Origin of the sequence: Streptomyces boninensis (assembly GCF_048572725.1) — a bacterium.
Classification (GTDB): domain Bacteria; phylum Actinomycetota; class Actinomycetes; order Streptomycetales; family Streptomycetaceae; genus Streptomyces; species Streptomyces boninensis.
Genome location: NZ_CP183837.1, coordinates 386,081 through 410,810, shown reverse-complemented (window position 1 = coordinate 410,810; position 24,730 = coordinate 386,081). Strand labels below are relative to the sequence as shown.

Here is a 24,730-nt window from a genome sequence, read left to right as displayed (position 1 = left end):
CCATCACCAACCGGGCGAAGTTAGGGTTACCTAAGTAAGGCTATGGCTGTGTCGGTGGACCTCAACTCGTTTACCTCAGGCGCGGACGGCCTGAGTCGGTTCGGCCGTTTCCTCGGCGTCCTCGTTCAGCGCGTCGATCAGCGCCGCGGACTGTTCGTCGCGCCACGGGCGTACGAGTCCAAGGCCGACGAAGACGACCAGCGAGCACAGCACGGGACCGGCGACCTCCACCGTGGTGGTCCAGTCCGTGCCCAGATTCGCGACCTGACTCTCGAACACGTACTTGACCAGGAAGAACACCACGAGACCTGTGGCCCAGGAGCCGATCGCGGCGGACGGCCCGCAGCGCCGGAACAGCGGCAGCATCCCCAGCAGCATGGGGATGGCGATCGGGCCGACGAGGGCGCCGAACCACAGGATCAGCAGGCCGAGCACGCCGCCGAAGCTGTCGGCCGTGAGCGCGATCGCCATCGACAGGGCGATGAACAGAAAGGTCGACAGGCGGCCGGCGAACAGTTCGGTCTTCGCGGAGATGCGCCGCGCGCCGGACCAGACGGCGGGGATGATGTCGCGGATCACCACCGAGGAGATGGCGTTCGCGTCCGAGGAGGTCATCGCCATGGTGTGCGCGAACATGCCGGCCAGCACCAGGCCGATCAGCCCGGCGGGCAGCAGGTCCTGGGTGAGCAGTGCGTAGGACTGCTCGGGGTTGTCGAGGCCGGGGAGGAGGACGGGCGCGGCCCACATGGGGAAGAACAGCACCAGCGGCCAGACGAGGTACAGCCCGGCGGACAGCAGCGCCGCGCGGCGGGCGGACGTGCCGGACGGGGCGGCGATGAAGCGCTGGGCGAGGTTCCAGGTGCCGCCGTTGTAGGACAGCGTGTTGATGAGCAAGTACACGAGGACGAACGTGAGCGTGTACTCGTCGTTGAAAGGACGCAGGTGCCCCTCGGGGAGGCGGTCCCACACGCTCCACACCGCGGAGACGCCGCCCAGCTGCGACAGCACCGCGACGAACATCGTGACGCCGGCGACGAGCTGGATCAGGAACTGCCCGAGGTCGGTGAGCGCGTCCGCCCACAGGCCTCCGATGGTCGAGTAGACGAGGGTGACGCCGCCGGTCAGGAGCACGCCCCAGCCGATCGGCACGCCCGCGAACACTTGAAGCAGCAGCGCCGTCGCCGTCCACTTCGCGCCTACGTCGAAGACCTTCAGCGCGGAGCCGCTCCACGCCAGCACCTGCTGGGTCGGGACGTTGTACCTGGTGGTCAGGTACTCGAGCGGGGAGATGATGCCGAGCCGCTGCCGCAGCCGCGGCCAGCGCGGCGCGAACAGGAAAGAACCGACCACCATGGCGATCGTGATGCCGATCGCCCACCAGATGTAGAGGGTGAACCCGGCGGTGTAGGCGATCGCGGCGTAACCGACAAAGACCGCGGAGCTGTAGCCCGACATGTGATGCGAGATGCCGGACAGCCACCAGGGCATGCGGCCGCCTGCGGTGAAGAAGTCCTTCGCGTCGTGTATTCGGGACTTCGCCCATACGCCTATCACGATCATGACGACGAAGTAGGCGCAGATGACAAGCCAGTCGAGCAAAGCCATGGGGTCTCCCTGTGCCGCGCCGGGACAGCCGGCGGGCTGGTTTCTTCGTGAACGCTCTGGGATGACTGCGTTTGCGTTTGCGTTGCGGAGTCAGGATTCGTGGACGACCACGCCGTTCACGACGGTCAGCCGGACGGCCAGACCGCCGTCCGGGGTGCGGTCGGCGACGACCAGGTCGGCGTGCGCGCCGCGGGTGATCGTGGCGCGCCCGGCCAGGTCGAGCAGCCGGGCGGGATTGCCGGCGGCGAGCCGTACGACGGTGGCCAGGTCCGCCTCGGTGTGTGCAAGCGCCCATGCGGCGCAGTCCGCGAGTGAACGCCCGGAGCCGGCGAGCAGGTCCGAGCCGGCGAGGGTGAGCCGCCCGTCCGGCCGTACGGTGACGTGGCCGCCGACGGGGGTGGTGTAGTCGCCGGGCGGGCAGCCGGCGAGCGCCGCCGAGTCGCTGACCAGCAGCGCGCGCTCAGGTCCCTTGGCCCGCAGCATCGCGGTGAAGGTGTCGGCCGGCAGATGGTGCCCGTCGGCGATGAAGGTCGCGGCCAGCCGGTCCTCGGCGAGCTGCGCCCACAGGTAGTTGGGGTGCCGTGGCAGCACCGGATGCGCGCCGTTGCCCAGGTGGGTCGACAGTCGCGCGCCCGCATCGGCTGCGGCGGTGATCTGCGGACCGGTCGCCGCCGTGTGCCCGATCGCGGCGAGCACGCCCTGTCGCGCGAGGCCGGCGATGTATTCCGGTGCGCCGGGCCGCTCGGGCGCCAGCGTCACGATCCGCACCAGGCCCTCGCCGGCGCGCTGCCAGCGGGCGAACTCCGCCGCGTCGGGATCGCGCAGGTACCTGGCGTCGTGCGCTCCGCGCGGACCGTCCTCGGCGCACAGATACGGCCCCTCTACGTGCACGCCGGGGATCGCGTGCCGGACGAGTGGGTCGGCGGCGCGCGCCGCGGCGATGGCACGCAGGGACGAGACGATCCGCTCCTCCGGGGCTGTGATGATCGTGGGGTACAGCGTCGTCACGCCGCGCCGCCACAGCGCCCGGACCAGCGCACCGATGTCGTCGGCGGTGGTGGCGTCGCCGTTGACGTCGATGCCCGCGTAGCCGTTGACCTGGATGTCCACCAGGCCGGGCAGGATCAGTCGTTCGCCCTCGCCCTCGCCCTCGCTGCCGCCACCGTCGCGCGGCGTGACCGCGGTGATGCGGCCGTTCTCGTACGTGACCGCGGCGGTGCGTCCGTCCGGGAGCCGTCCTGCGATGGTCGTCATGCGCCGCTCCCCAGCGTCTCGGCCAGTGTCCGCGCCGCCGCCAGGACCCGCGGACCGGCGCCGGGCGCCAGGGCCGCGGGCTGTCCGTAGGCGCGGTGCGCCTCCGTCACCTCGTAGCCGCCGTCGAGATAGGCGGCGGGCGGATACGGCAGATATCCCGGCACGCCGCCTGCGTATCCGGCGACGACCATCCCGGGCTCGGCGAGCATCTCCCGCAGTTCCAGGGCGAGTTCCACGAACGGCTCGCCGGGCAGGAAGAGCAGCCGCACCGGGCCCCAGCGGTGCGCGGAGACGGTCACCGGCACGTCGGCGGGCAGCGGGTCGCGCAGGCAGGCCTGGGCCCATCGCGCCCAGCACTCCAGGACGCCGCGGTCGCCGGGATCCGCGGCGGCCACGCGGGCCCACTCGCCCGCCCGCGCGCGCAGCGCCTCGCTCGGCTCGGGCGGGCCCAGCGGCAGCTCCAGGTCGGCGGCGGCCACCTGGACCGGCCCGTACTCGGCCGCCGGTGCAAGGGTGCGCGCCACGCCGATGACCACGCGGGCGACCTCCGCACCGATGCGCTCGGCCGCCGCGAAGGTACGGTCCGGGGCGCCCGCCGCGCGGTAGCTCGCGTCCGCCGGGTGGCCGGTGTTGAGCTGGCCCGCGCAGCCCTGGAGGAAGACGGGGACGCCGCCGAGTGCGCGGGCGACGTCGCGGCGCGCGTACGCCGGCCAGTCGGCGGTGATCTCCCGGTTGTCGGGACCCAGGGTCACGGGGTGGCAGGCGTAGCTGAACACGGTGGCGATCGGCGTGCCGTCGGCTCCGTCCAGCCGCAGCACGGGTACGCACGGGTCGGTGAGCTCGCCGCCGCGCCGGTTGTGCGCGACGCCGGTGAGCCGGCCGTGGCCGGACGCCACGGTCGCGGGCCTGAGCCCTGCGACCGCCGCGGCTCCAGCCTCGGCCAACCGCTCGACCAGGTCGGCCACGTAGTCCGGCGCCGCGACGCCGCCGATGCCGCCGCGGGTGACGGCGGGCCCGCCGTGGGTGTGGGTCACCGCGACCGCGACGTGCCGCGCCGGGACCCCGGTGCGGGCCTGGACGCGGTCGGCCACCAGGGCCGCGGTCTCGTGGTCGAGGGCGATGAGGTCGGCGGCGACGACGACCGAGGTCGCCGAGGCGTCGGCGACCGCGACCGCACTCGCCCGCAGCGGATCGTGCACGCCGGTGGCCGGTGCCCGGCGCGCCGCGAAGCCCGCCATCGAGCAGCCGGGGGAGGGGGTGATGTCGACGACGGCGGCGCCGGCCCGTAGGCGGGTCACAGCCATCGCACCCGCCCGCGGAAGCGGTGCAGGAAGCGGCCGTTCCGCTCGTCGCCGCCGGGCGCGTTGCCGCTGCGCCAGATCGTCGGGTCGGCGCCGCGGTCGGCGAGTACGGCGATGGCCTGGGCGGTGAGGCAGTTCAAGGCGTAGGCGTTGGCGAAGGTGGAGATCGCGGCGACCCGCTCGGTGACGCCGTCGAGCTCCAGTACCGCGTCGCCGATCGGCACCTTCGTGTCGATGTGCACGTCCACCAGATCGTGCAGGTTCGCACCGGTCGGGTGGCGCGCCGGGTGGTCCGGCGCGGTGCCTTCGGCGTGCTCCCGCGACGAGATGCCGATGATCGTGGCGCCGCGGGCCCGCGCGGTGCGGGCGGCGTCGATCAGTGCGGCGTTGATGCCGTAGGCGTTGACCAGGATCAGCAGGTCGCCTTCGCCGATCCGGTTGTCCTCGATCACCAGGGCGCCGTATCCGGGGGTGCGTTCCATCGCCATCGACCGCAGCGCGCCGCTGGACAGCAGGGTGCCCTCGTCGAGGATCGCGCTGATGTTGACCAGGCCCCCGGCCCGGAAGAAGACCTCCTGGGCAGCGAGGTTGGAGTGCCCGCCGGGCCCGTAGACATAGCACAGGCCGTCACGCTCGACCTGGTCGGCGATCAGGTCCGCGGCGTGGGCAAGCGCCGGGCCCTCGGTGTCCGCGATCCGGCCCAGCAGCCCGGTGATGTGGTCGAGATAGGGGCGCGTAACCGATTCCGTCATCGGTTTCCTCCGGGGTCGACTGTCGTCGCCCGCGCGGTGCGGTGACGCACCGGATCGAGCGAATCCTTGCAACCGATTGCAGGGAATGTAATCGGCCACCGGGAGGCGGTCAAGGGGTGATCGCCAGCTGGCGGGCGGCTACTTCGGGGCCGGTCCGGTGGAGTCGCGTGGCACGAATACGCCCGGGAGTCGAACCTGCGCGGGATCCGCGTCCGGCGCCTCGACCAGGCCGTTCAGGAGGCTGACCGCGGCGCGGCCGAGGTCCTCCATCGGTGCGGCCACCGTGGTGAGCGCCGGAGTCTGGGTCTGCGCGAGGAGGACGTCGTCGCAGCCCACGAGGGAGTAGTCGGCCGGCACGGCGGCACCGTGCCCGGCCAGTTCCGCGATCACGCCGCAGGCCATCAGGTCGTCGAAGGCGAAGGCGGCCGTCGCGTCGGTGTCCAGCAGGGCCTGCCCGGCACGCCGGCCGCCCTTGTACGTCGCGCGGAACGGCCCCAGCTCGACCAGCCGCACATCACGGCCGCGCGCCCAGCGCCGGACGGCCTGGGATCGCCGCGTCGCCGCCCACGACGCGCTCGGCCCTGCGAGCAGGGCGATCGTGCGGTGCCCCAGCTCGTAGAGGTGCTCCCCGGCGTCGAACAGCGCCGCCGTGTTGTCACACACGACCGCCGGGAGATCGCGCAGCACCCGGTTGAGCAGGATGCACGGCAGGTCGCGCGCGGCCCCGCGCAACGCCGCCGACGACGACCGGGGCGAAGCCACGAGCACCCCGTCCACCCGTCCGCGCAACGTCTCCACCAGGCGCGTCTCGGCAGCGGCACGCTCCTCGCTGTCGACCAGCAGCACCGCGCTGCCCATGCGCGTCGCCGCCGCCTGCACCGCCCGGACCAGCGGCGGGAAGAACGGGTTGGTGATGTCCGGCACCAGCAGCCCGATCGTCTCGGTACGGCCGGTCACCAGGCCGCGGGCCGCCGTGCTGGGCCGGAAGTCGAGTTCGCGGGCGGTGGCCAGCACCCGCTCGCGGACGGTCGCGCTGACCAGTTCCGGCCGGCTGAACGCGCGCGAGACCGTGGACGGGGAAACGCCGCACCGCTTCGCGATGGAGTAGATGGTCACCCGGCTCACACGGTGCTCCTCAGCCTGTCCTCTGCCCGGTCAAAGATGTGTTGACAGCTGCACCTTAATCGAATCAGAATCGTGCAACCGGTTGCAGCACTTCACGGTTCGAAGGGACGGCATGGATCCGGGTTCCACCGCGCGCCGCCATCTGGAAGAGCTCGTCTTCCCCTTCTGGCTCGGGCACGGCATCGACGAGTCCTACGGCGGCTTCTTCACCTGCTTCGACAATCGCGGCAGACAACGGCTGTCCACGGACAAGTTCACCTGGTCCCAGGGACGTTTCGTCTGGCTGCTGGCTCGCGCCGCACGGCTGGCCGACCGCGGACTGCTCGACCTCGACGCGGCCGAGCTGCTCCGGCACGCCGAGCGCGGCGCGCGGTTCCTCGCCGACCATGCGATCCGCCCGGACGGCACCTGCGCGTACCTGCTCGACCGGGTGGGGGCTCCGCACGGCGCCGACAAGCGCAGCATCTACGCCGACTGCTTCGCCGCCATGGGACTGGCCGAACTGACCCGATGCACCGGCGGCACACGGTGGCTGGCGACCATCGACACGATCGTCGAGCGCGTCGCCGCGGACATCGCGTCCGGCCGTGCGCCGACCCCGCCGTACCCGGTACCCGCCGGATTCGCCGCCTTCGGCCCCCGGATGATCCTGCTCAACGCGCGGCTCGACCAGGTGCACGCGTACGAGGCAAGCGCCCCGGGAGCACCCGGAGCCGCCCGCGCCCGAGCGGGCCTGGCCGCCGCGCGGCGTGCGGCCCTCGGTCACCGGGAGCCCGACGGGCGGTTCGCCGAGATGCGCCCGGCCGATTCCGCCGCCGGTCACGCAGCCGGCACCTTGCTGGCCCGGCACCGTACGCCCGGCCACGCCCTGGAGTGCGTCTGGATGGCCCTGGAAGCCGGTGACCTGCTCGGCGACCACGCCGCTGACGGCGCGCTGCTCGCCTCTGTGGCCGTGTTGTGCCGCCAGGGGTGGGACCCCGAGCACGGCGGCCTGCTCCGCTACACCGACGCCGACGGGCCGGACGAGCCCACCGGACGTGCCGTGGGCGGACGTTACGAGGAACTGGTGCGGGCCACCTGGTCCAGCAAACTGTGGTGGGTGCACTCCGAGGCGTGCTACACGACGGGCCTCGCCGCGCACCGCTACCAGGACGCCGCCTCCGCCCGGTGGTTCGACCGGATCTGGGACTACACCCTCGCGACGTTCCCCGGCGGCCACGACGGGGCGGAGTGGATCCAGATCCGCGACCGGGCAGGGCTGCCTCTCGACGAGGTGGTCGCGCTGCCGGTCAAAGACCCGTACCACATCAGCAGAAACCTCATGCAGCTGGTGGAGCTGCATGCCGAGCCACAGGACGCTGCCAAGTGACAGAGAGCCCCGAAGAGAGCCCCGTTTTCTCCCGTACCGCCGGACGCATGGACGTTCAGGTGTTCCCCGACCGGGCCGCGGCCGGGCGGGCAGCCGGTGCGGCCGCCGCGGCGGCGCTGCGCGCCACCCTCGCCCGGCAGGACACCGCCCGCGTGGTGTTCGCCGCCGCTCCGTCCCAGCTCGCGACGCTCGCCGCGCTGCGCGCCGCCCCCGGGATCGACTGGTCCCGGGTGATCGCGTTCCATATGGACGAGTACATCGGCCTGGCGCCGGATGCGCCGGAACGGTTCGGCCGGTTCCTGCGCGAGCAGGTGGGCGACCTGCTGCGGCCCCGCGAGCTGCACCTGATCTCCCCTGGCGACGACCCCGAGGCCGAGTGCGCGCGGTACGCGGAGCTGCTGGCCGCGGCGCCGATCGACCTCGTCTGCCTGGGCATCGGCGACAACGGGCATCTGGCGTTCAACGACCCGCCGGTCGCCGACTTCGCCGACCCCCACCCGGTCAAGGTCGTCGCGCTGGACGACGCGTGCCGCAGGCAGCAGGTCGGCGACGGCTGCTTCGCCCGGCTGGACGACGTACCGGAGCACGCCGTCACACTGACGGTCCCGGCGCTGCTGGCCGGGCGGCGGCTGATCGCCACCGTGCCGGGTGCCGCCAAGCACGACGCCCTGCACGCGGCGCTCGAAGGGCCCGTCACCACGGCGTGCCCCGCTTCGGCGCTGCGCGGCCATCCGGCGGCCGAGCTGTACGCCGATCTCGCCGCGTACGGGCCGTGCCCGCAGCCGCAGACCGCACACCGATGAGCACCCGGCTCGTATCGAAGCCCGTACCGAAGGAGGACCCGTCACCGTGAGGATCGTCGACGCCAAGGTCATCGTCACCTGTCCCGGACGCAACTTCGTCACGCTGAAGATCACCACCGACGACGGCGTCACCGGCGTGGGCGACGCGACGCTCAACGGCCGCGAGCTGGCCGTCGCTTCCTATCTGCGCGACCACGTGTGCCCGCTGCTCATCGGCCGCGACCCGGCCCGGATCGAGGACACCTGGCAATACCTCTACCGCGGCGCGTACTGGCGGCGCGGCCCGGTCACCATGACCGCGATCGCGGCGGTCGACACCGCACTGTGGGACATCAAGGCCAAGGTCGCCGGGCTCCCGCTGTACGAGCTGCTCGGCGGCCGCTGCCGCGACGGCGTGACGGTCTACGGGCACGCGAACGGCGAGACGATCCCCGAGGTGCTCGACGAGGTCGCCCGGTATGTGGACCTCGGCTACCGGGCCGTGCGCGTCCAGTGCGGCATCCCGGGCATCCCCACGACGTACGGCGTGAGCAAGGACAAACTGTTCTACGAGCCGGCCGACGCCAATCTGCCCAGCGAGGCGGCGTGGTCCACCGAGCGGTATCTGCGCTTCATGCCCGAGCTGTTCGCCGCGGTGCGCGAGCGGTTCGGCTTCGACCTGAACGTGCTGCACGACGTGCACCACCGGCTGACCCCCATCGAGGCGGCGGGTCTCGGCCGCAGGCTCGAGGAGTACGCGCCGTTCTGGCTGGAGGACCCGGTGCCCGCCGAGTGGCAGCAGGGCTTCCGCACCATCCGCGAGCACACCACGGTGCCCATCGCCGTCGGCGAGGTGTTCAACTCCATCTGGGACTGCCACGAGCTGATCACCAATCAGCTGATCGACTACATCCGCGCCACGGTGGTGCACGCCGGCGGCATCAGCCACCTGCGCCGCATCTTCGACCTGGCCGCCCTGCACCACGTGCGCACCGGCTCGCACGGGGCCACCGACCTGTCGCCGGTGTGCATGTCCGCGGCGCTGCACGTGGACATCTCGGTGCCGAACTTCGGCATCCAGGAGTACATGCGGCACACCGAGGCCACCGACGAAGTCTTCCCGCACGGCTACCGCTTCGCCGACGGCTACCTGCACCCGAGCGAGGAGCCGGGACTCGGCGTGGACATCGACGAGAAGCTGGCCGCCCGGTACCCGTACGACCCGGCGTACCTGCCGGTCAACCGGCTGATGGACGGGAGCATGCACAATTGGTGACCCAATCGGAGACCCAATCGGTGCCCCATCGGCTGACCCCCGCGGCACTCCCCAGTCTGGCCCCGGCGCTCCGTCCGCGTACGGAGCGCCCGCGGGGCATCGGCGTCGTACACCTGGGCGTGGGCGCGTTCCACCGCGCGCACCAGGCCGTCTTCACCGAAGACGCGGCGGCCCTGACCGGCGACGACCGGTGGGGCATCTGCGGGGTCGCGCCGCGCAGCACGGCCGCGGTGGAGGCGCTGCGCCCGCAGGACGGGCTGTACTCGGTGCTCTCCCGGGACGCCGACGGCGGCGACCTCCGGGTGCTCGGAGCCCTGCGCGAGGTGCTGCACGCCGGGACCGACGCCGAGGCGCTGACGGAGCGGATCGCCGCGCCGGACACCCGCATCGTGTCCCTGACCGTCACCGAGCAGGGCTACCGGCGCGACCCGGTCACCGGCGGGCTGCGCGTGGCGGATCCTGAGGTCGCCGCGGATCTGAGCGGCCGCACGCCGCGCACGGCCGTCGGGATGCTGGTGCGCGGCCTGCTCGCCCGCGCCCGCGCCGACGCCGGCCCGGTCACCGTGCTGTGCTGCGACAACATCGCCGACAACGGAACCGCCACGGCCCGGCTCGTCACCGAGTACGCCGACCGCCTGCCACCCGCCCAAGCGTCCGTACTACAGGCGTGGCTGCCGGCGAACGTGCGCTTCCCCGCCACCATGGTGGACCGGATCGTGCCCGCCGCCACCGACGACGACCGGACGCGGATCGCCCGGCAGCTCGGCGTCGCCGACGCGGCGGCGGTCGTCACCGAGCCGTTCCGGCAGTGGGTGATCCAGGACGACTTCGCCGCCGCCCGTCCGGCATGGGAGCGTGCCGGGGCGCTGCTGGTCGACGACGTGGTGCCCTACGAGCGGATGAAGCTGCGCCTGCTCAACGGCGCGCACTCCACGCTCGCCTACCTCGGCGGCCTGGCCGGCCGGCAGACCGTGGCGGAGGCGATCGCCGATCCGGCGCTGGCCGAACTGGTCGACCGGCTCATGACCGAGGACGTGACCCCCACACTCACCGGCCTCGCCGGCTTCGACCTGCCGGCCTACCGGGCAAGCCTGCTACGCAGGTTCGCCAACCCCGCCTTGCGCCACCGGACCGCGCAGATCGCCACAGACGGCTCGCAGAAGCTGCCGCAGCGCCTGCTCGCCCCCGCCAGGCAGCGGCTGTCCGCCGGAGCCCGGCCGCACTGGCTGACGCTGGCCGTCGCGGCCTGGATCCGGAACGTCACCGCGCGCCGCACCGACGACGGCGCACCGCTGACCGTGTCCGACCCGCTCGCCGCGCTGATCGCCGAGCAGGTGACCGACCACACCGACGCACCCGCCACGGTCCGCGCAGTGGCACGCTGCGGGGTCTTCGGCGACGACCTCGCGGCCGACCCCGACTTCACCGACATGGTCACCACCTGGCTCGACCGCCTGATCACGGACGGCGCCACCGCCACCGTCCACGCCGCACTCCACTGACCGCTACGGATGCACCGCGCGCCGTCCGCCCGAGTCGGACGCCCGACGCGACACCGGGCCGGGAACTGGTGCCACGGGTCGCCGTCGGCGCTGTCCACCCAGCCGGTTGCCATTTCTGGCCCGTGCAGGAGAACCCGGTTCACGATAGGGCTATCCCGGAGGATGCTGGCGGCGAGAGCGCCGGCGGCAACGGCTTCGGCCCCATCTCCGGCATCGACGCGTTCAGGAGGCGCCGAAGACCGGCGGAAGTTGTCGCCACGTGCACCCCGAGGCGGCGGCGAAGATGATCGCGGCAAGTACCGCGCGGTCGTCGCACCGCCGCCGGCCCCCGCCTTGAGCCCGTACCGGCACTTCCGGTGCAACGTCCAGGAAGATCTCCCACAGCCCGTCCGGCACCAGCCGCTCAACTATTCCCACGCCCAGCCAACGAACTGCCGCCAATCAAACACCGTCTAAGTGGCTGTTGTCGTACCGAGCGGGTGCGCCATGGTGATCGAACGGGATGTCTGTGGGGGTGATCTTCCACGACTGCAGGCATGAAGACAGGGCCTCTAGGTAGCTCGTTGTTGCGATTACGACGAGTGTCAGGAGGCCCTGTTGCCGCAGTTGTACGCGGATGCGTCCGTGGAGTTCAACTCGTCGGCGCGGTCGTGTGACTGTGCCGCGCATCTGTACGGCAACGCCGTAGATCATCCGGTTCGGGTGCGGCGGTATCCGTCGGATCTGACGGATGCGGAGTGGACGGCGATCCGGCCGCTGCTGCCGGTTCCGGCCTGGTTGGCCGGGTGGGGCGGGCAACCGGAGGGCTACTGCCACCGGATGATGCTCGATGCGATTCGGTATCTGGTGGACAACGGCATCAAGTGGCGGGCGATGCCCGGCGACTTCCCGGCCTGGGAGCGGGTCTATGCGTTCTTCCGCCGCTGGCGCCGTCAGGGGCTGATCGGCAAATTCCATGACCGACTGCGCGCCAAGGTGCGTTTGCTTGAGGGCCGTGCGGCGAAGCCGACCTCCGGCATCATCGACTCGCAATCGCTGCGGGCCGCGACCACCGTCGGCGCCGCCACCAGCGGCTTCGATGCAGGCAAGAAGGTCCACGGGCGCAAGCGGCACCTGGTGGTGGACAGCCTGGGACTCGTCCTGGGCCGTGCTCGTCACCCCGGCCAGCGTGCAAGACCGCGACGGGGCAGTGCCCCTGCTGGCTCACCTGCGCCGAGGGCACCGCCAGCTCACCTGGCTCTGGGCGGACGGCGGCTATGCGGGCCAGCTGGTGGAGTGGGCCGCGCAGCAGCTGCGGCTGACGATCGACATTGTCAGGCGCGGCGAGTCGGCAACCGGGTTCGTGGTGCTGCCGCGCCGCTGGCTGGTGGAGCGCACCCTGGCATGGCTGATGCGCTCGCGTCGGCTGGTCCGTGACTACGAACGCCGGCCGGTCACCCACCAGGTCATGGTGCTCTGGTCGATGTCCATGCTGATGGGACGCCGGCTGGCCAAACGCCCTCAGCGGGCCGGTGCGGTGAACACGCCTCGCTGCGGCTGAGCCGCCCAGCCCCGCTCCACCAGCCGCTTCACCGTCGCCCGCACGCCCTCGATCTTCGCCGGCACCATGTCCACGCCGACCGCCGCCGCCAGCTCATTCACCCGCAGACCGCGAGACGGGTGCAGGACTGCCAGGATGCGCCGATACTCCTCGCCAAGCGCCTGATCCGTCAGCCCGTCACGCCAACGCGGCACCACCCGCGAGGGCGTCGGGGTCCTCGCGACGGAGGCCGTCGGTCCGACGGGCGACTCGGGCACCACAGCGTCCGCTCCTGCCAGGTCCGGTTCGGCGAGCACCTCGCTCACCATCTCCTGGGCTACGACCAAGCCGCTCGACCGCCGCCTCGGCATCCCGCAATTCGGCTGCGATCCGCTCGGCCTCCCGCTGCAACTCCTCCAGCCGACCGCGCGCAGCCAGCTCTCGTGTTTCCAGCAGACTCAGCACTGACGCCACGGTGAACCCCTCGCGATCACGGGTCGATGAGACGCCTCATCCCTCCCGCACCGCGTCGCCACCCATGCCGACCAGCACAAACTCAACGATCACGTTCGGTACGACAACAGCCACTAAGTGTCTGGCTGCCTGTGATCACGGGTGCGCTTTGGCCCCATCCGATGTCCATGCCTGGGCCGATCGAGGTGATCGGTGAGTCGCCCCATCCGTTTGCCGGTCTTGCGCGAACAACTACCGGCGGGCGGCGTTGCCGCCGCCCGACTCGTACACCTCCAACGAGAGGAAAGCCCATGAGCCGAAGAGCTGTCCTGGCGCCGACGACCCTCTTGGCGGCGGTGGTCCTCGCGCTCGTCGCGATGGTCGGGGCCTACGCTCCCCGGTCGCACGCGTCGGGACCGGCCGCGCGGATCGCGCCGGCAGCGCACACCGCGCAGACCACCGCAACGCTCGCAACGACGACCCAGACCGCGGACGACCCCAACTTCTTCATCACGTCCTTCACCTGCCGTGCAAATCGCCTGCAGGGCGGCCCGGGTCAAATCACCTGTACGGCACAGTGGGTCGGGGGCATGCCCAATTTCGATCCGACGTTCAGGGCGGATCCTGGGGGAAGCAACCCGGTAACGAACTCGAATAATGCGACCCGGACCGCGACATTCACCTTCGGGTGCATTCGAAGCATGGAATACACCGTGACCGTATTCATCGAAGACGGTAGGGATGTAAGAACCCCATCCCAGACGCGTGCCTATATCCCGTGTGGCAACTTCTGACACCGCTGGAGTGACCGGCGAACTGGCTGACTGTGAGCGATGAATGCCTGTCGGCACACGCCGGATGAGGCAGCGACGCGCAGGATGTGGCAGTGACGCGCGCATGACTCCCGCGACGGTGAAAACGGTGATTCTCACACCATCGCCGGTCATCGCCGCGGGGGCATGTCCGCGATCGCGGGCCGAGGCTGGCGCGCTCACGCGTAGTGCAGGTCAGCGCCGATGTGGGCGGGTGACGACCGGCTGTGCCGCGGCACCGGTTGCCTCGCTCAGCACGACGGATGCGGCGGAAGCCGCAGCAGCAGGGATCAAACGCCGTCCAACAACTACCCCCTTTTGAGGCAATCGCGGGCCTTCCCGGCGATGTCAGACCTCGGCTGCGCCGCGACCGGGATAGACAACGGGTCATGAAGCTTTCTCGCTTGATCCCCGCAGCGGCTCTTGTCGCACCGATGCTGTTCGTGACCGCGTCCGCCGCCTCAGCGCAGGCGGCCCAGCCGGGCGTACCCGAGGGCTCGTACCTGGGCTGCGCCAGCGAAACCGCCAGCATGCCCCTGCCCACCGACACAGGCCTTCTCTCCGGCCTCCTCAATGCAGGAGATGCCTCCGGCAAACCCGAGATCGCGATCTTCCAGCAAGTGAGCAAGGTGAGCACCGACAACATCATCGGTATCCAGGACGCAGCCAATCAGTGCAAGGGCACACTGGTCGTCTGTGAGGAGCGCCAGTCTCACGATTCCGTGGTCGGTGTCGGCCTTCCATGTGTCAGGTATGACATCCTCAGCTGAGCGAAGTCGAAACTGTGGCGTCGGTGGCCCGGGCGACCGACGCCGCGGCCTCTTCCGAGTCCGAGCGCCGTGTTCCGCGCCAGGATCGTCGGCCTTGGCGGCTGCCAGGCGGGCAGACGCGTCGACGTCAACGTCCGGTAGCGACTCGGCGACCTCCCGGGTGATTGCCAACTTGTGCAGCCGCTCCTCGCCCGCGTCCAACCGCTTGCGAGCCGCCTCAAATTCCTCCAGCAGCACCGCCACATCAGTACGGGCCGCAGTTTCCTGATGCGCCAAACGCCCAAGCGTCGATGCCATAACCGCCCCCCGGCTCCAACCCCAGCACCTCGGCCCCCCGGCGCTCCCGCCAGGATCCCCCCCCCACACGGTAGGAGCCACAGCCACAAGATCACACGAGGTGCTGGACGCGTCGCGGGCGTCGGTTTGGCCTCACCGGGATAGAGATCGGCGATCCGCCGCATTGCCGGCCGACGTGACAGCGGTGGCGTGGTATTCGCCCTTGCGGACGTCCAGGCCGAGGAAGACGTCGATGTCGCTGATGTCGATCACGTCGTGGTTCCTTCGGTGCTGTTCACCCGGCCTCGTCACGGCACTGGTCGCCACATCCGCATTACGAAGAGACTCCCGGCCTGGGGAAAGGCCGGTGGTCATGCCCCTGACTTGTTGAATCGACCCCAGACGCCCGGTCTGCAGCCGTAGCGTCCAGGGTGCCGGTCGGCACGGGCTCGCATTGCCTCATGCCGCCCTGCGGGGCTGGCTCATGCCAAGGCTCATCAAGCAGGAGACTGATCGCGGCAGCCGCGTCCGTCACCGTTTCATCCGGCTGCGGTTGATGCGCAGACCACTCGCTGTCGCGGCCGATCCACGCCGTCCGTAGGCCGGCCGCACGCCCACCTGCAATGTCGTGCTCAGGGTTGTCGCCAACCATCCAGCCCCCGGCAGCCAGCGTCGTCCCACAACGCTGCGCGGCCAGCCGAAAGATCCCGACATCAGGCTTGCGGATGCCGACCTCCCCCGAGACGCAGCTGGCATCCACGCGCTCTTCCAGCCCTGCCCGCCGGATCTTCATCAGCTGGTTATCGGCCATCCCGTTACTGACGATCCCCACCCGCCAGCCGGCCTCCCGCAACTGCTCCAGGCCAACAAGCACGGCAGGATCACACCGCACCAACTCCGGCATCCGCGCCCGATAGGCGGCCCACAGCTCCACTGCTGACTCGACAAGCCCGAAATGATGGTGCACACGGTCGAAGAATTCGTCGCGCGGCCCCCGTCCACCATCGTCCGCGGCTGTCAGCCAGGCCACCGCATCCGAGCCAAGGCCCCGCTCAGCCGCGAACTCGGCGACCCAGGCTGCGAAGGCCTCCTGGCGATCAACGAGTGTGTTATCGAGATCGAAAAGCGCCAGCCGCTGCACAGCCACAACCCCCGCGAAGCACCAATACCGTCCTCCACCCGGTGTCCGGGTGGGGCCACATGCCGTTGTCAGATCATGGCACGGAGATCATAAAATGGGTCCAACCCGGCTTGTCCCTCGGGGCCCGCAAACGCTGAAGGAAGCCACTGGCGCGTAGGGTGCCGGGATGATCGCGATGCCAAAGGAGTTCGCGCAGAGCACCGTCGACCGCGAGGGGGAAGCTGGGGCGGCGTGGCTCGCCGAGCTGCCCGGGATCGTGGAGGAGCTGGTGGGGTGCTGGGAGTGCGTGCCGGATGGCGAGGTCATGCACGGGGGCGTCGGCGTCATCGTTCCGGTACGGCGGCGGGCCGAGGGCGCCGTGCTGAAGGTGTCGTTCCCGCATCCCGGCAACGTTCATGAGCCGGATGCGTTTGTTGCGTGGGGCGGGTGCGGGGCCGTGCTGTTGCGTGAGCGTGACGACGAGCGGTTCGCGATGCTGCTGGAGCGGGTTGAGCCGTCGACCCTGGCGGAGGTCGAGGACGGCGACGAGGTGGTGACGGTCGCCGGGCAGCTCAACCGCCGCCTGGCCATCCCCGCGCCGCCCGGTCTGCCCCGGCTGCGTGAGCAGGCCGATGCCTGGGAGGAGCAGCTGTGCCTGGATGCCGAACAGCTGCCGCATGCATTGCCGCGACACGTGCTGGATGCTGCCGTGGCGACCGTTCGGGAGCTGGGCCGGGCCCAGCCGGACACCCTCATCCACGGCGACCTGCATGCACGGAACATCCTGCGTGCCGGCCGCGAGCCGTGGCTGGCCGTCGACCCCAAGGGGTATGCAGGTGATCCGGCGTACGACGGCGGCACGTTGCTGAAGTCCCGCGCGCTGGCGCTTCTGGAGGCGGATGGCCTGCGCAAGGCTGTCGACCGAGTCTTGGACATCTTTGCCGAGGCGGCGGAACTCGACCGCGGGCGCGTCCAGCGGTGGGCCCAGTTCCATGCTGTCCAGGCTGCTTTCTGGGGTCGCCGTCACGGGTTTCGTATCGGCCGCAGTGGACCTCGGCTGGACTGGCTCACGGAGTTCGCCGACCGCCTGGCGGAGTTGCTCACCGAACGCTCGTAGTGCGTGATGGTGCCGGCCGGGCTCGGGGCGGCCACTGTTGACCATCGTGACTTTGTCTCAGCGAACGCCGCTCCAGCCGTCACGGAGCCGCGGCGGCCGCGATCGTCGCAGGCCGGCCCCGCCGTGATCACCCACAAAGAGTAGCGGCCGCGCACCGCGCCCACCCTGCTGCCGGGTACCGCACTCGAATCTGATCCCGGTTCGCCGTCGGTGGTGATGCCTGTCACCACCGGTGCACGGATGATGCTCCAGCGGCATCTGCTGTCCACGGCCGTAACCCGTGCCGAGGACCTGCTGGTTCTGTGCGTGTAATGCGGATTTGGTCTGCGGATCTGGTCCGGGGCCTGAGGGCATTGACACGCCGCGCCATGGGCCACGGCCGACCGGTGGATGGCACTCGGTGCCACTTCGGGCCCTGGTGAACGACACCGTGTGCACTGACCCGGAAACCATCACGGCATTCTGGTTCGAGTTCACACAGTTCCGCCGCCCCTGCTCGCCTTAGGAAGCAGACGCAGGAGCGGCGGATCGTCCCATCCAGCTCTCACCGGGAGGTACGCGTGACCAGTTAGCAATCCGCCCCCGCAGCCCACGAACAGCCCCCGCGTACGCCGACGCTGATCGTCGCCGCCCTGGCCACCGGCTACATCGCCGGCTACACCGCTGCCTTCGGCAGCGGCACCACCGCGAACGCGGCAATGCAGGCCGTAGTCGGCACCGCCGCCTGGCTGTGGTGGAACAGGAGGCACTGAATCAAGCCGCCCCGGCTCGTGCAGAGCCGGGGCGGTTCTGCAGACCGTCCACACCCGTCCCGTCCCCGCCTCCCCGCAGGCGCGGATGCGCGCGGTGGTGAAGGCGGGGAAGGGGTCCACCCACGCGGCCGCCGCCCGGCTGGGCTGCTCCCAGCGGCAGGTCGAGCGCTACCTCAAAGGCCAGGTCAAGCGCCCCACCCCGCGGCTGACGGCCGAGCTGGAACGCGAGGTCAAGCGCAGCCGGCAGGCCCGACTGCACCCTCAGCCGCGTCCCGTACCGCCACGACCGACTGCGCGTGGTCGGCTTCGCCTTCGCCGCCGCCCAGGAACTGACCGAGCACACCTCCGCCCCGCCCGTAGTTATCCAGGTCGTCTCGGGCCGCCTCGACCTCAGCCTGGGCGAGGAGAAGACCGAGGCCACGCCAGGAAGCTGGATCCATCTGCCCCCCCCCAACTCACAGCTGCCGCACACCGTGGGCGCCACCGAACCCAGCATCATGCTGCTGACCGTGCTGCCCGCCCCGCAGTCGCCCGGCGCGGGGGTGTCCTCAGCAGCATGACCGGCACCCCGCCGGGACTGCGCGCGATCAGCGCACCAGTGCCGCCGACACTTCGGGGGGCAGCACATCGCACAGGTCGGTGACCTGAACATGGCCGGCGTGCCGCTCGGTGAACTCCGCGACGGAGACTTCCAGGGAGCCGAAGGACTCCCCGAACACGCGGCGCGCATGCGGGGTGCGGTCCAGCGCCCAGGCCGCCGTCGACCTAGAGGTGCGCAGGAACCGGCCGGGCTCGGGCCCGACGACAAACAGCTCGGCGCGCCTGCCCGTGCGGTCGGCGGCGAGCATGACCAGGTCCTTGAACGTCTGCCGCTTGCGCATGGCGTCCGCACCGCGCCACCGTGCGAGTTTGAACTCCGCCACGCGCCGGTCAGTCTCCAGGTCGAACGGCCGGCTCGGGTCGTTGCCGGCGGCCAGCGAAGGACGTACGGCGATCTCCTCCCCGTCTTGCAAGAGATGAGGCAGCGCCAGCACGATCCCGGCCGCGTGGATGAGGTCGTTCAGCCGGCCGAGGCTCCCGCGCACAGTCAAAGCCGCCACCATCAGGTCGGGACTGACACCCCGGGCCGCGGCCATGGCACCGGCCTCACTCGCGGACCTTCCCACCAGGCTCCGCTCCATAGAGGCGATGGCACAAGTCAACGGCTCGGCTCCCAAGAAGGCTGCCAACACAGATACGGCATTGCCCAGTTGATCAGAGTCCATGCGATCGGTCACATCGTCCGTCATGAACGGCATTGTGCCCGGCGAACACTTCGGCAGCCCGGGGCCGGTCCGACGTTCGTGACAGGACCGATCGGTCCTCAAATAGGACGACCCCGTGCAGGGTGTGGCTGCTGTGGCGCTGGCGTCGCAACCCACTCAAGCGACGCTCCGATGTCGCCGAAGCCTGGATCGGCGTGGCCGCCGCGGCGCAGGTACCCCCACTATCAACGAGGCTTTCACCGGCAGGTGATCGCTCGGCGGCGTTGCACAAGGCGTCGGACTTGGCGGACATGAGTGCGTCGGCGAATGTCTTGACCATCGCGCGCAATAGATCGGGCTCTCGGATCAGGTCGAACCCGTGGACGCGGACGCCCCGACGCAGTCGCGCATCGTTTCCGACAGCTTTGAAGATCTTACCCGCCTGTGAGGTGATCGTTCCCCGGATGGCGGCTGCTGGGCTACGTTGCGTCGTGAGTTGTCGGCTGCGGGGAGGGCGGGACGTGGCGAACGGGCTGAGGTGGATAGCGACGACATACGACTTGGGTTACACCTTCACGCTGTGCGAGGGCATCGAACCGCGGGAATTGCTGGTGCGGATGGGCGCGGAGACGCAGCACATTCACGAGTTGTCCAATGAAGCGGTAGCGGAGCTCCAGATGCGGACGGAGGAGGACCATCTGAGCGACCTGGAGTTTCTCGATTGGGAGGACGAGGCCCTGGTGACGCGGTTGACGGAGGCGGGCTTCTTGTCGCAGCCGGAGGTGATCGTGCGTGCGGGTGCCATTCCCGGTTGGGCCTACGCCATCGAGAACATGTCCAGCCGTGCCCCTGGTCACCTGGCAGCGTTGTCGCGGGGCACTCGTGCGTACACCGTCTTCCGCAGCGTGAATGGGGAGCATCAGGTCGGTTGTGCCCGCGACGGCCAGGTACTTGCTTACTACGAGCCGAGGATGCCGCATTTGGGCGGCACCGGTGTCGAGCAGGAGGTGCCGGGTTTCGATTACTCCGGCGAGGAGCTTCCCGACTCCGCTTTCCTCCGCTTCCTTGAGCGCGAGCACGGCATCTATGTCTCCTGGCAGGACTTCCAGGACCCGCTTCCTACTGCCGCCTTCGCGCAGGCTTACCACTGATCTTCGCCTGGCCTGTCCGACGGTGATAAGCCGTAAGCGATGCGATCGGCCTCATCAAGCTGCAGCAAGTGGGCGGGAGTTGTTCATTGCCGCCTTTGGCGGCCACCTCGTGTGATCTTGTGGCTGTGACTCCTACCGTGTGTGAGGACCCTGGCGGGAGCGTCAGGGGCCGGAGACGCTGGAGTCGCTGCCGGAGGAGGCCACCGACGCTGACGCCCCTGATCTTCGCGACGCTGACGATGAGGCGGTCGATGCGGCCGAGGAACCTGCCGGCCCTGGATTGGCTGCCGGACCTCAGCTCACGCCCGTTGGGCCCACCGACTGGAACGAGGGCCGGCGGCGGCCGTTCAGGCCACCTGGGTGCCCACCGGTCGGCATGCGGTGGAACAAGCCATGTCCAGCTTGGCGGAGCGCGTGTGAGACAGGAGCGGGGACGGTTCGCCCACCAGGTACTCGGCGGGGCGGCGATCCCCACGGGGCCTTCGAGGGCGTGATCCGGGTGCCGGTCGAGGACGGTCCGACGGCCTGAGGTGCGCCCCCGCCCCGGGCCGTGCTGCGTGATCTGTCGCGTCGGATGGCCGAGAGGTTGCTTGCGCAGCCGCAGGGGTTGATCTTGCCCTTGTGCCGCCGGGGCCGGAGGGCTGTACTGGTAGCTGACGGCCCCGGCGTAGCCGCTGAGCGCAGACCGGGGCGCCTGTGATCGCCAGCTTCCGGCCCATTCGCCTGCCTGTCCCACAGCACCTCGGCGCCGCCGAAACGCCGAGACGAACCCGTCGCTTCAGCTCGCCGACCCCAGCCGTACCTACCTGACTGCCACTTCGAGGCGGACGCCTGTGCGCTGGGTGTCCCGCCTCTGCGCGGCCACATCACGGATGCCCACGCCACGGACGGAGGGGACGGCATGGCCCACGACCCGCTGCTGCAACCTGAATGCTGGCTGCTCTTCGCTCTCGCATGGCCGGAGGCCACCCGCGGCGCTACCGGCGCGTGGGCCGCCGCCCTCGTCCCGGCGATGGTCCCGCGCCGGATCGTCAGCCGCGGTGCCGGCGTCGCCCTGGACCTGGCCCAAGCCGCCGCCCGCGCCCCGGGGTCAAGCCGGGCCGTGTTCCTCTCCGACATCACGCTCTGGCTCAACAGCGAAGGCAAGACCTGGAGCGACCTGGGAATCGACCACCACGCCGTCACGGACGAACTCGCTCGGGCCCGTGTGCCGTTGCTGCGCCTCACCCTGACCCGCACCACCTACGCGATCATGTGCGATGCCGGTCGCGGCAGGCGGCGCCTGCGCCACGCCGGCAGCCGCGCCAGGCGCGTCATTGCGAACGACGTCACCGCGGACAACGTCACCGCGCGACAGCGCCAGCAGGCGCACACCCACCTCGCCCGCCTCCTGGCCGCTTACTGGCCCACCTACATCCAAGACGTGATCGACCGCGGCATGCTGCGGGCAGCGTAGGCCGCGCTCACGGAACCTGGTTGCTGCTCACGGAAGCTGACCAGAACTGAGCAGCACGCGCTATTGCTGATAAACCGCACCCTCCGGCGAGGACCCTGCCGTGTGCTCGTCCTTCGTCCCGCAACTGCCTCTGACAAACGAGGTCCAGACCCACACCACCCAGCACCACGGCCGGCCGGCCCGCTGAATGAGCTGTGCGCGCCGCAGGCGAATCCGTACGCGCGGCATGGCGTCGTGATGCGGCAGCCGAGCGCTTCCACCCGATCAGCCCCACCACGTAGCCGCCCTTCGCGGCCGCGTCACCTGCCAGACACGAGGTCGTACACGGTCACCGGCACACCGCGGTAGGCGAGGTTGGCGCGGATCAGCGGTTCGATCCGATCCCAGGCGCCGCCGGGCAGGGCGGCGCCGATGCGCGGCATGTGGACCGACGCCCTGAGCAGCAGCGCCTGGTCGTGTAACGCGGCGAGCGCGATATCGATCGCCTCGTACCGCACCGGCGGCGTGCCGTCCGCGGCGGGACGGATGCCGTGCTGGCCGATCATGTTCGCCACCCACAGGGTTTCGGCGACCGGCATCAGCTGGACCGCGCCGAGCGGCCACCGGGCCGCGCGCGGCGCCCCGTTCCAGGCGCGGTACGCGGCCTCGGGCGTCGGCCAACGCTGGGAAATCGCCAGGACGAAACCTTTGCCCCAGCGCCCGATGTCGTTGCAGACATGCGCCATGACCGGCACGGCGATGCTCAAGCGCCAGATGTTCGGCCGCGCGGGTTTCGAATTTCTCCGCAAGCGAGTCCTGCTCTACGAATATCGATCGGATCGGGAGTCTTCCTCAACGAGGCCGAACCATTCAGGGAAGCCCTCCAGGAATTCGCGACGCGAAGGGTCCGCCTCTTCCTCGGCCATCGAACCGAGCAGATCGCTGAACTCGATTCGCTGATCACTCGACAGCTGTGTCACCAGGTGGGCAACGCCCTCCAAGACCTTGACCGCGTCATCCGGGTCCATCTGGTCGTCCTCGCAGCCCTCAACGAACCAGAGAACATCGACCAAAGCCTGTGCTAGAGCACGGGTCAGCGACGAGTACACAGACATTGGAAAGATCTCCCACCAGGCGGCTGATAGAGCGAGGCCATCTCAGCACAGGCCACTGACATCACCGTCGGTGAGCCGACCACACGAAGTGGCGCTGTCGCTGGCCGACCTGTGCGAGCGACCTCGCCGGTGGCATGCGTCGGGATCGGGCCGGCACGGTCACGGCCCTGGCCACCCATCACACCTCTGGAGTGGTCGAAGGGCACGTCACCGAGTGGACCTCCACCGAGGTGCCCTCCGGTTTGATCAGTACAGTAGCCCGTTGTCCTTGGCGTAGAGCGCCGCCTGGGTGCGGTCGCGCAGGCCGAGGCGGGTGAGGATGCGGGAGATGTGGTTCTTGACGGTGCCCTCGCTGAGGTAGAGCCGGGCGGCGATCTCCTTGTTCGAGGCGCCGGCGGCGATCTGCCGCAGCACCTCCGTCTCGCGCGGCGTCAGCGGGCCGGGGGAGGGCGGTCCGGCGACGACACGGGCGGCGACGGACGCGTCGAGCGGCGCGACGCCCGCGTGCGCCAGGTGTACGGCGCGTGCCAGGTCGGCGGCGGGGAGGTTCTTCAGCAGGTAGCCGGCGGCCCCGGCGCGCAGGGCGCGGGTGACGTACTCGTCGTCGTCGAACGTCGTCAGCATGAGGATCTTCACGCCGGGGAGCCGGCGGCACAGCGTCTTGGTGGCGGCGACGCCGTCCATCTCCGGCATTCGCACGTCCATAAGGATCACGTCGGGCCGGGCGTCCGGGACCGTCGCGACGGCTTCGGCGCCGTCGCGCGCGGTGCCTGCCACCTCGATACCGTCCTGGAGACCGAGTAGGGCGGCGATGCCCTCGCGCACCAGGTCTTGGTCATCGACCACGAACACACTCACCACGGAACGGCCACCTCCAGGGTGGTGCCCGAGGCGGAGGTGGCGATGTCGACCGTCCCGCCGACGGCCCGGACCCGCTCCCGCAGTCCGCGCAGCCCGAAGCCCTCAGGGGCGCCGTCGAAGCCCCGGCCGTCGTCGGCGACCCGCAGCCGGGCGCCCTGCTCGTCGTACGAGAGGTGCACCGCTATCCGCGCGGCGCGAGCGTGGCGGCAGGCGTTGGCCAGGGCCTCCTGGGCGGCCCGGTAGAGGACCAGCGGCGGGCGCCGGGCCGTCCCGGTGACCGTCAGAGTGACCCGGCGGTCGTCCCCGTCCAGCCGGGACACCAGCTCCTCCAGCGCCGCGCCGAGCTCTTCCTCGCCGCCGTCGTCGAGGGCCCGTACCGACGAGCGGACCTCGCGCAGCGCCTGGCCGGCGGACCAGCGCGCGTTGGCCACCGCTTTGGCCGACCGCGCCGGGTCGAGGGCGCCGAACGCCTCGGCCGTCTCCAACTGGATGCCGATCGCCGTCAGATGATGCCCCAGACTGTCGTGGATGTCCCGGGCCAGCCGGTTGCGTTCCCGCGCCGCGGACAGCTCCGCCACCCGCTCCCGCGCCTGCCGCTCCCGGACCGCGACGGCCGCCATGGTGGTCGCGAGGACGATGCCGAGGGCGAACATGAGCAGGTCCGAGATGTACGCGGAGCGCGTCCACCACGAGTCGACACTCACGGTGAAGACGGCGGCGACGGCGCCCACGCAACCGGCGCCGAGCCAGACGGCGGTCCTGCGGCCGAAAGCGAAGTAGCCGAGGAACGGCACCAGCACGAACAGCACCCGCGACAGCCCCGAGGTGTCCAGCGCGGCGACCGCCCCGTACGCCGCCGCCCGGGCCGCCAGCGCGGCGACCTCGGCGCGCGTCCCGGCCGCGCTCGTGCGCCGCTCCCACAGGATGAGGGCGGCGAGTACGGCGGCGAAGGCGGCGCTGCGCCAGCTGAGACCCGGGTCGATGGCGGCGTGGTACAGGCCGCCCGCGAGGACTGCGCCGTACAGGACGGGCGGCACCCAGGGGACAGGGTGCGACATAGCGCCTCCTTCGGGGATGCCGGGGCAGCTTATGCCGCGGCGGAGCCCGGGCGGCAGTGCCGGAAGGCCCATGACCTCCGG

Annotated in this window: 23 protein-coding genes and 3 pseudogenes; 13 read left to right on the top strand and 13 right to left on the bottom strand. The window is 70.6% G+C overall.

Annotated elements, in window-relative coordinates; all coding sequences use genetic code 11:
- Positions 1 to 75: 75 nt before the first annotated feature.
- The 5 genes from ACNNMR_RS01880 to ACNNMR_RS01860 all read right to left on the bottom strand — a co-directional run bounded on the left by ACNNMR_RS01880 (position 76) and on the right by ACNNMR_RS01860 (position 6,037).
- Positions 76 to 1,605 carry a sodium:solute symporter family protein gene (locus ACNNMR_RS01880; RefSeq protein ID WP_419992700.1) on the bottom strand — a complete coding sequence of 510 codons (1,530 nt, stop codon included), beginning with the start codon at positions 1,603 to 1,605 and terminating at the stop codon, positions 76 to 78.
- Positions 1,606 to 1,695: 90 nt separating this feature from the next.
- Positions 1,696 to 2,859 (bottom strand): N-acetylglucosamine-6-phosphate deacetylase, encoded by a 1,164-nt coding sequence (locus ACNNMR_RS01875; protein WP_419992699.1) that lies wholly within the window; start codon positions 2,857 to 2,859, stop codon positions 1,696 to 1,698.
- Entirely contained in the window at positions 2,856 to 4,163 is a 1,308-nt protein-coding gene (locus ACNNMR_RS01870) for a neutral/alkaline non-lysosomal ceramidase N-terminal domain-containing protein (RefSeq protein WP_419992698.1), read from the bottom strand. The genes ACNNMR_RS01875 and ACNNMR_RS01870 overlap by 4 nt, the downstream gene beginning before the upstream one ends.
- Entirely contained in the window at positions 4,154 to 4,912 is a 759-nt protein-coding gene (locus ACNNMR_RS01865) for a sugar isomerase domain-containing protein (protein WP_419992697.1), read from the bottom strand. Before ACNNMR_RS01865 ends, ACNNMR_RS01870 begins: the two co-directional genes overlap by 10 nt.
- Positions 4,913 to 5,050: 138 nt before the next feature.
- Entirely contained in the window at positions 5,051 to 6,037 is a 987-nt protein-coding gene (locus ACNNMR_RS01860) for a LacI family DNA-binding transcriptional regulator (RefSeq protein WP_419992696.1), read from the bottom strand.
- A 112-nt stretch (positions 6,038 to 6,149) separates the two neighbouring features.
- On the opposite strand from ACNNMR_RS01860, the gene ACNNMR_RS01855 reads away from it, so the two are divergent.
- Genes ACNNMR_RS01855 through ACNNMR_RS01840 form a run of 4 tightly spaced genes read left to right on the top strand, consistent with a single transcriptional unit; the run spans position 6,150 to position 10,966 of the window.
- Complete coding sequence (locus ACNNMR_RS01855; RefSeq protein WP_419992695.1) at positions 6,150 to 7,406, top strand: AGE family epimerase/isomerase; 1,257 nt, start codon at positions 6,150 to 6,152, stop codon at positions 7,404 to 7,406.
- A 47-nt stretch (positions 7,407 to 7,453) separates the two neighbouring features.
- Complete coding sequence (locus ACNNMR_RS01850) at positions 7,454 to 8,209, top strand: 6-phosphogluconolactonase (protein ID WP_419992694.1); 756 nt, start codon at positions 7,454 to 7,456, stop codon at positions 8,207 to 8,209.
- Between the two features lie 46 nt (positions 8,210 to 8,255).
- Positions 8,256 to 9,464, top strand: a complete 1,209-nt coding sequence (gene manD / locus ACNNMR_RS01845) for a D-mannonate dehydratase ManD (RefSeq protein ID WP_419992693.1) — start codon at positions 8,256 to 8,258, stop codon at positions 9,462 to 9,464.
- Positions 9,465 to 9,484: 20 nt separating this feature from the next.
- Positions 9,485 to 10,966 carry a mannitol dehydrogenase family protein gene (locus tag ACNNMR_RS01840; protein WP_419992692.1) on the top strand — a complete coding sequence of 494 codons (1,482 nt, stop codon included), beginning with the start codon at positions 9,485 to 9,487 and terminating at the stop codon, positions 10,964 to 10,966.
- A 225-nt stretch (positions 10,967 to 11,191) separates the two neighbouring features.
- Here the strand turns inward: ACNNMR_RS01840 and ACNNMR_RS01835 are convergent.
- Positions 11,192 to 11,389, bottom strand: a pseudogene (locus ACNNMR_RS01835) (transposase); the annotation flags it as partial.
- Between the two features lie 201 nt (positions 11,390 to 11,590).
- Between ACNNMR_RS01835 and ACNNMR_RS01830 the strand changes: the two are divergent.
- Together ACNNMR_RS01830 and ACNNMR_RS01825 are read left to right on the top strand one after the other, a co-directional pair.
- A pseudogene (locus tag ACNNMR_RS01830) lies at positions 11,591 to 12,076 on the top strand (transposase); the annotation flags it as partial.
- 58 nt (positions 12,077 to 12,134) lie between these two features.
- Positions 12,135 to 12,506 (top strand): transposase, encoded by a 372-nt coding sequence (locus tag ACNNMR_RS01825; RefSeq protein ID WP_419992691.1) that lies wholly within the window; start codon positions 12,135 to 12,137, stop codon positions 12,504 to 12,506.
- Here ACNNMR_RS01825 and ACNNMR_RS01820 read toward each other — a convergent pair.
- Positions 12,467 to 12,832, bottom strand: coding sequence for a hypothetical protein (locus tag ACNNMR_RS01820; RefSeq protein ID WP_419992690.1), 366 nt, complete (start codon positions 12,830 to 12,832; stop codon positions 12,467 to 12,469). The two genes, ACNNMR_RS01825 and ACNNMR_RS01820, sit on opposite strands and share 40 nt — an antisense overlap.
- A 417-nt stretch (positions 12,833 to 13,249) precedes the next feature.
- Between ACNNMR_RS01820 and ACNNMR_RS01815 the strand changes: the two genes are divergently transcribed.
- Positions 13,250 to 13,732 carry a hypothetical protein gene (locus ACNNMR_RS01815; RefSeq protein ID WP_419992689.1) on the top strand — a complete coding sequence of 161 codons (483 nt, stop codon included), beginning with the start codon at positions 13,250 to 13,252 and terminating at the stop codon, positions 13,730 to 13,732.
- A gap of 407 nt (positions 13,733 to 14,139) precedes the next feature.
- Positions 14,140 to 14,520 (top strand): hypothetical protein, encoded by a 381-nt coding sequence (locus tag ACNNMR_RS01810; RefSeq protein ID WP_419992688.1) that lies wholly within the window; start codon positions 14,140 to 14,142, stop codon positions 14,518 to 14,520.
- Between the two features lie 610 nt (positions 14,521 to 15,130).
- On the opposite strand, the gene ACNNMR_RS01805 is transcribed toward ACNNMR_RS01810, so the two are convergent.
- The gene (locus ACNNMR_RS01805) at positions 15,131 to 15,937 is read right to left on the bottom strand and encodes an HAD family hydrolase (protein WP_419992687.1); all 807 of its coding nucleotides are present in this window, start codon (positions 15,935 to 15,937) and stop codon (positions 15,131 to 15,133) included.
- 166 nt (positions 15,938 to 16,103) lie between these two features.
- Here ACNNMR_RS01805 and ACNNMR_RS01800 point away from each other — a divergent pair, with 166 nt between their 5' ends.
- From ACNNMR_RS01800 to ACNNMR_RS01790, 3 genes and pseudogenes are all read left to right on the top strand, one after another.
- A complete protein-coding gene (locus tag ACNNMR_RS01800) occupies positions 16,104 to 17,033 on the top strand; it encodes an aminoglycoside phosphotransferase family protein (RefSeq protein WP_419992686.1) in 930 nt (309 codons plus the stop codon).
- A 204-nt stretch (positions 17,034 to 17,237) separates the two neighbouring features.
- A pseudogene (locus ACNNMR_RS01795) lies at positions 17,238 to 17,336 on the top strand (ATP-binding domain-containing protein); the annotation flags it as partial.
- Between the two features lie 745 nt (positions 17,337 to 18,081).
- On the top strand, positions 18,082 to 18,345 hold the full coding sequence (locus ACNNMR_RS01790; RefSeq protein WP_419992685.1) for a cupin domain-containing protein: 264 nt from the start codon (positions 18,082 to 18,084) through the stop codon (positions 18,343 to 18,345).
- 27 nt (positions 18,346 to 18,372) lie between these two features.
- Here ACNNMR_RS01790 and ACNNMR_RS01785 read toward each other — a convergent pair whose 3' ends face one another.
- Positions 18,373 to 19,074, bottom strand: coding sequence for a PE-PGRS family protein (locus ACNNMR_RS01785; RefSeq protein WP_419992684.1), 702 nt, complete (start codon positions 19,072 to 19,074; stop codon positions 18,373 to 18,375).
- A 476-nt stretch (positions 19,075 to 19,550) separates the two neighbouring features.
- Here ACNNMR_RS01785 and ACNNMR_RS01780 point away from each other — a divergent pair, with 476 nt between their 5' ends.
- Both ACNNMR_RS01780 and ACNNMR_RS01775 read left to right on the top strand, forming a co-directional pair.
- Complete coding sequence (locus tag ACNNMR_RS01780; protein WP_419992683.1) at positions 19,551 to 20,180, top strand: DUF6461 domain-containing protein; 630 nt, start codon at positions 19,551 to 19,553, stop codon at positions 20,178 to 20,180.
- 901 nt (positions 20,181 to 21,081) lie between these two features.
- The gene (locus ACNNMR_RS01775) at positions 21,082 to 21,636 is read left to right on the top strand and encodes a hypothetical protein (RefSeq protein WP_419992682.1); all 555 of its coding nucleotides are present in this window, start codon (positions 21,082 to 21,084) and stop codon (positions 21,634 to 21,636) included.
- A gap of 299 nt (positions 21,637 to 21,935) precedes the next feature.
- Here ACNNMR_RS01775 and ACNNMR_RS01770 read toward each other — a convergent pair whose 3' ends face one another.
- The 4 genes from ACNNMR_RS01770 to ACNNMR_RS01755 form a co-directional block, all read right to left on the bottom strand.
- Positions 21,936 to 22,361, bottom strand: a complete 426-nt coding sequence (locus tag ACNNMR_RS01770; RefSeq protein ID WP_420000238.1) for an Appr-1-p processing protein — start codon at positions 22,359 to 22,361, stop codon at positions 21,936 to 21,938.
- A gap of 75 nt (positions 22,362 to 22,436) precedes the next feature.
- The gene (locus ACNNMR_RS01765; protein ID WP_419992681.1) at positions 22,437 to 22,730 is read right to left on the bottom strand and encodes a hypothetical protein; all 294 of its coding nucleotides are present in this window, start codon (positions 22,728 to 22,730) and stop codon (positions 22,437 to 22,439) included.
- A gap of 246 nt (positions 22,731 to 22,976) precedes the next feature.
- A complete protein-coding gene (locus tag ACNNMR_RS01760; RefSeq protein ID WP_419992680.1) occupies positions 22,977 to 23,588 on the bottom strand; it encodes a response regulator in 612 nt (203 codons plus the stop codon).
- Entirely contained in the window at positions 23,585 to 24,649 is a 1,065-nt protein-coding gene (locus tag ACNNMR_RS01755; protein ID WP_419992679.1) for a sensor histidine kinase, read from the bottom strand. Before ACNNMR_RS01755 ends, ACNNMR_RS01760 begins: the two co-directional genes overlap by 4 nt.
- Positions 24,650 to 24,730: the final 81 nt, after the last annotated feature.

Bases quoted from the DNA above. Each gene is read 5' to 3' on its own strand.
- ACNNMR_RS01880 (WP_419992700.1), bottom strand. From the start codon at position 1,605: ATGGCTTTGCTCGACTGGCTTGTCATCTGCGCCTACTTCGTCGTCATG.
- ACNNMR_RS01875 (WP_419992699.1), bottom strand. From the start codon at position 2,859: ATGACGACCATCGCAGGACGGCTCCCGGACGGACGCACCGCCGCGGTC.
- ACNNMR_RS01870 (WP_419992698.1), bottom strand. From the start codon at position 4,163: ATGGCTGTGACCCGCCTACGGGCCGGCGCCGCCGTCGTCGACATCACC.
- ACNNMR_RS01865 (WP_419992697.1), bottom strand. From the start codon at position 4,912: ATGACGGAATCGGTTACGCGCCCCTATCTCGACCACATCACCGGGCTG.
- ACNNMR_RS01855 (WP_419992695.1), top strand. From the start codon at position 6,150: ATGGATCCGGGTTCCACCGCGCGCCGCCATCTGGAAGAGCTCGTCTTC.
- ACNNMR_RS01850 (WP_419992694.1), top strand. From the start codon at position 7,454: ATGGACGTTCAGGTGTTCCCCGACCGGGCCGCGGCCGGGCGGGCAGCC.
- ACNNMR_RS01815 (WP_419992689.1), top strand. From the start codon at position 13,250: ATGAGCCGAAGAGCTGTCCTGGCGCCGACGACCCTCTTGGCGGCGGTG.
- ACNNMR_RS01810 (WP_419992688.1), top strand. From the start codon at position 14,140: ATGAAGCTTTCTCGCTTGATCCCCGCAGCGGCTCTTGTCGCACCGATG.
- ACNNMR_RS01800 (WP_419992686.1), top strand. From the start codon at position 16,104: ATGATCGCGATGCCAAAGGAGTTCGCGCAGAGCACCGTCGACCGCGAG.
- ACNNMR_RS01785 (WP_419992684.1), bottom strand. From the start codon at position 19,074: ATGACGGACGATGTGACCGATCGCATGGACTCTGATCAACTGGGCAAT.
- ACNNMR_RS01775 (WP_419992682.1), top strand. From the start codon at position 21,082: ATGGCCCACGACCCGCTGCTGCAACCTGAATGCTGGCTGCTCTTCGCT.
- ACNNMR_RS01770 (WP_420000238.1), bottom strand. From the start codon at position 22,361: ATGGCGCATGTCTGCAACGACATCGGGCGCTGGGGCAAAGGTTTCGTC.
- ACNNMR_RS01765 (WP_419992681.1), bottom strand. From the start codon at position 22,730: ATGTCTGTGTACTCGTCGCTGACCCGTGCTCTAGCACAGGCTTTGGTC.
- ACNNMR_RS01755 (WP_419992679.1), bottom strand. From the start codon at position 24,649: ATGTCGCACCCTGTCCCCTGGGTGCCGCCCGTCCTGTACGGCGCAGTC.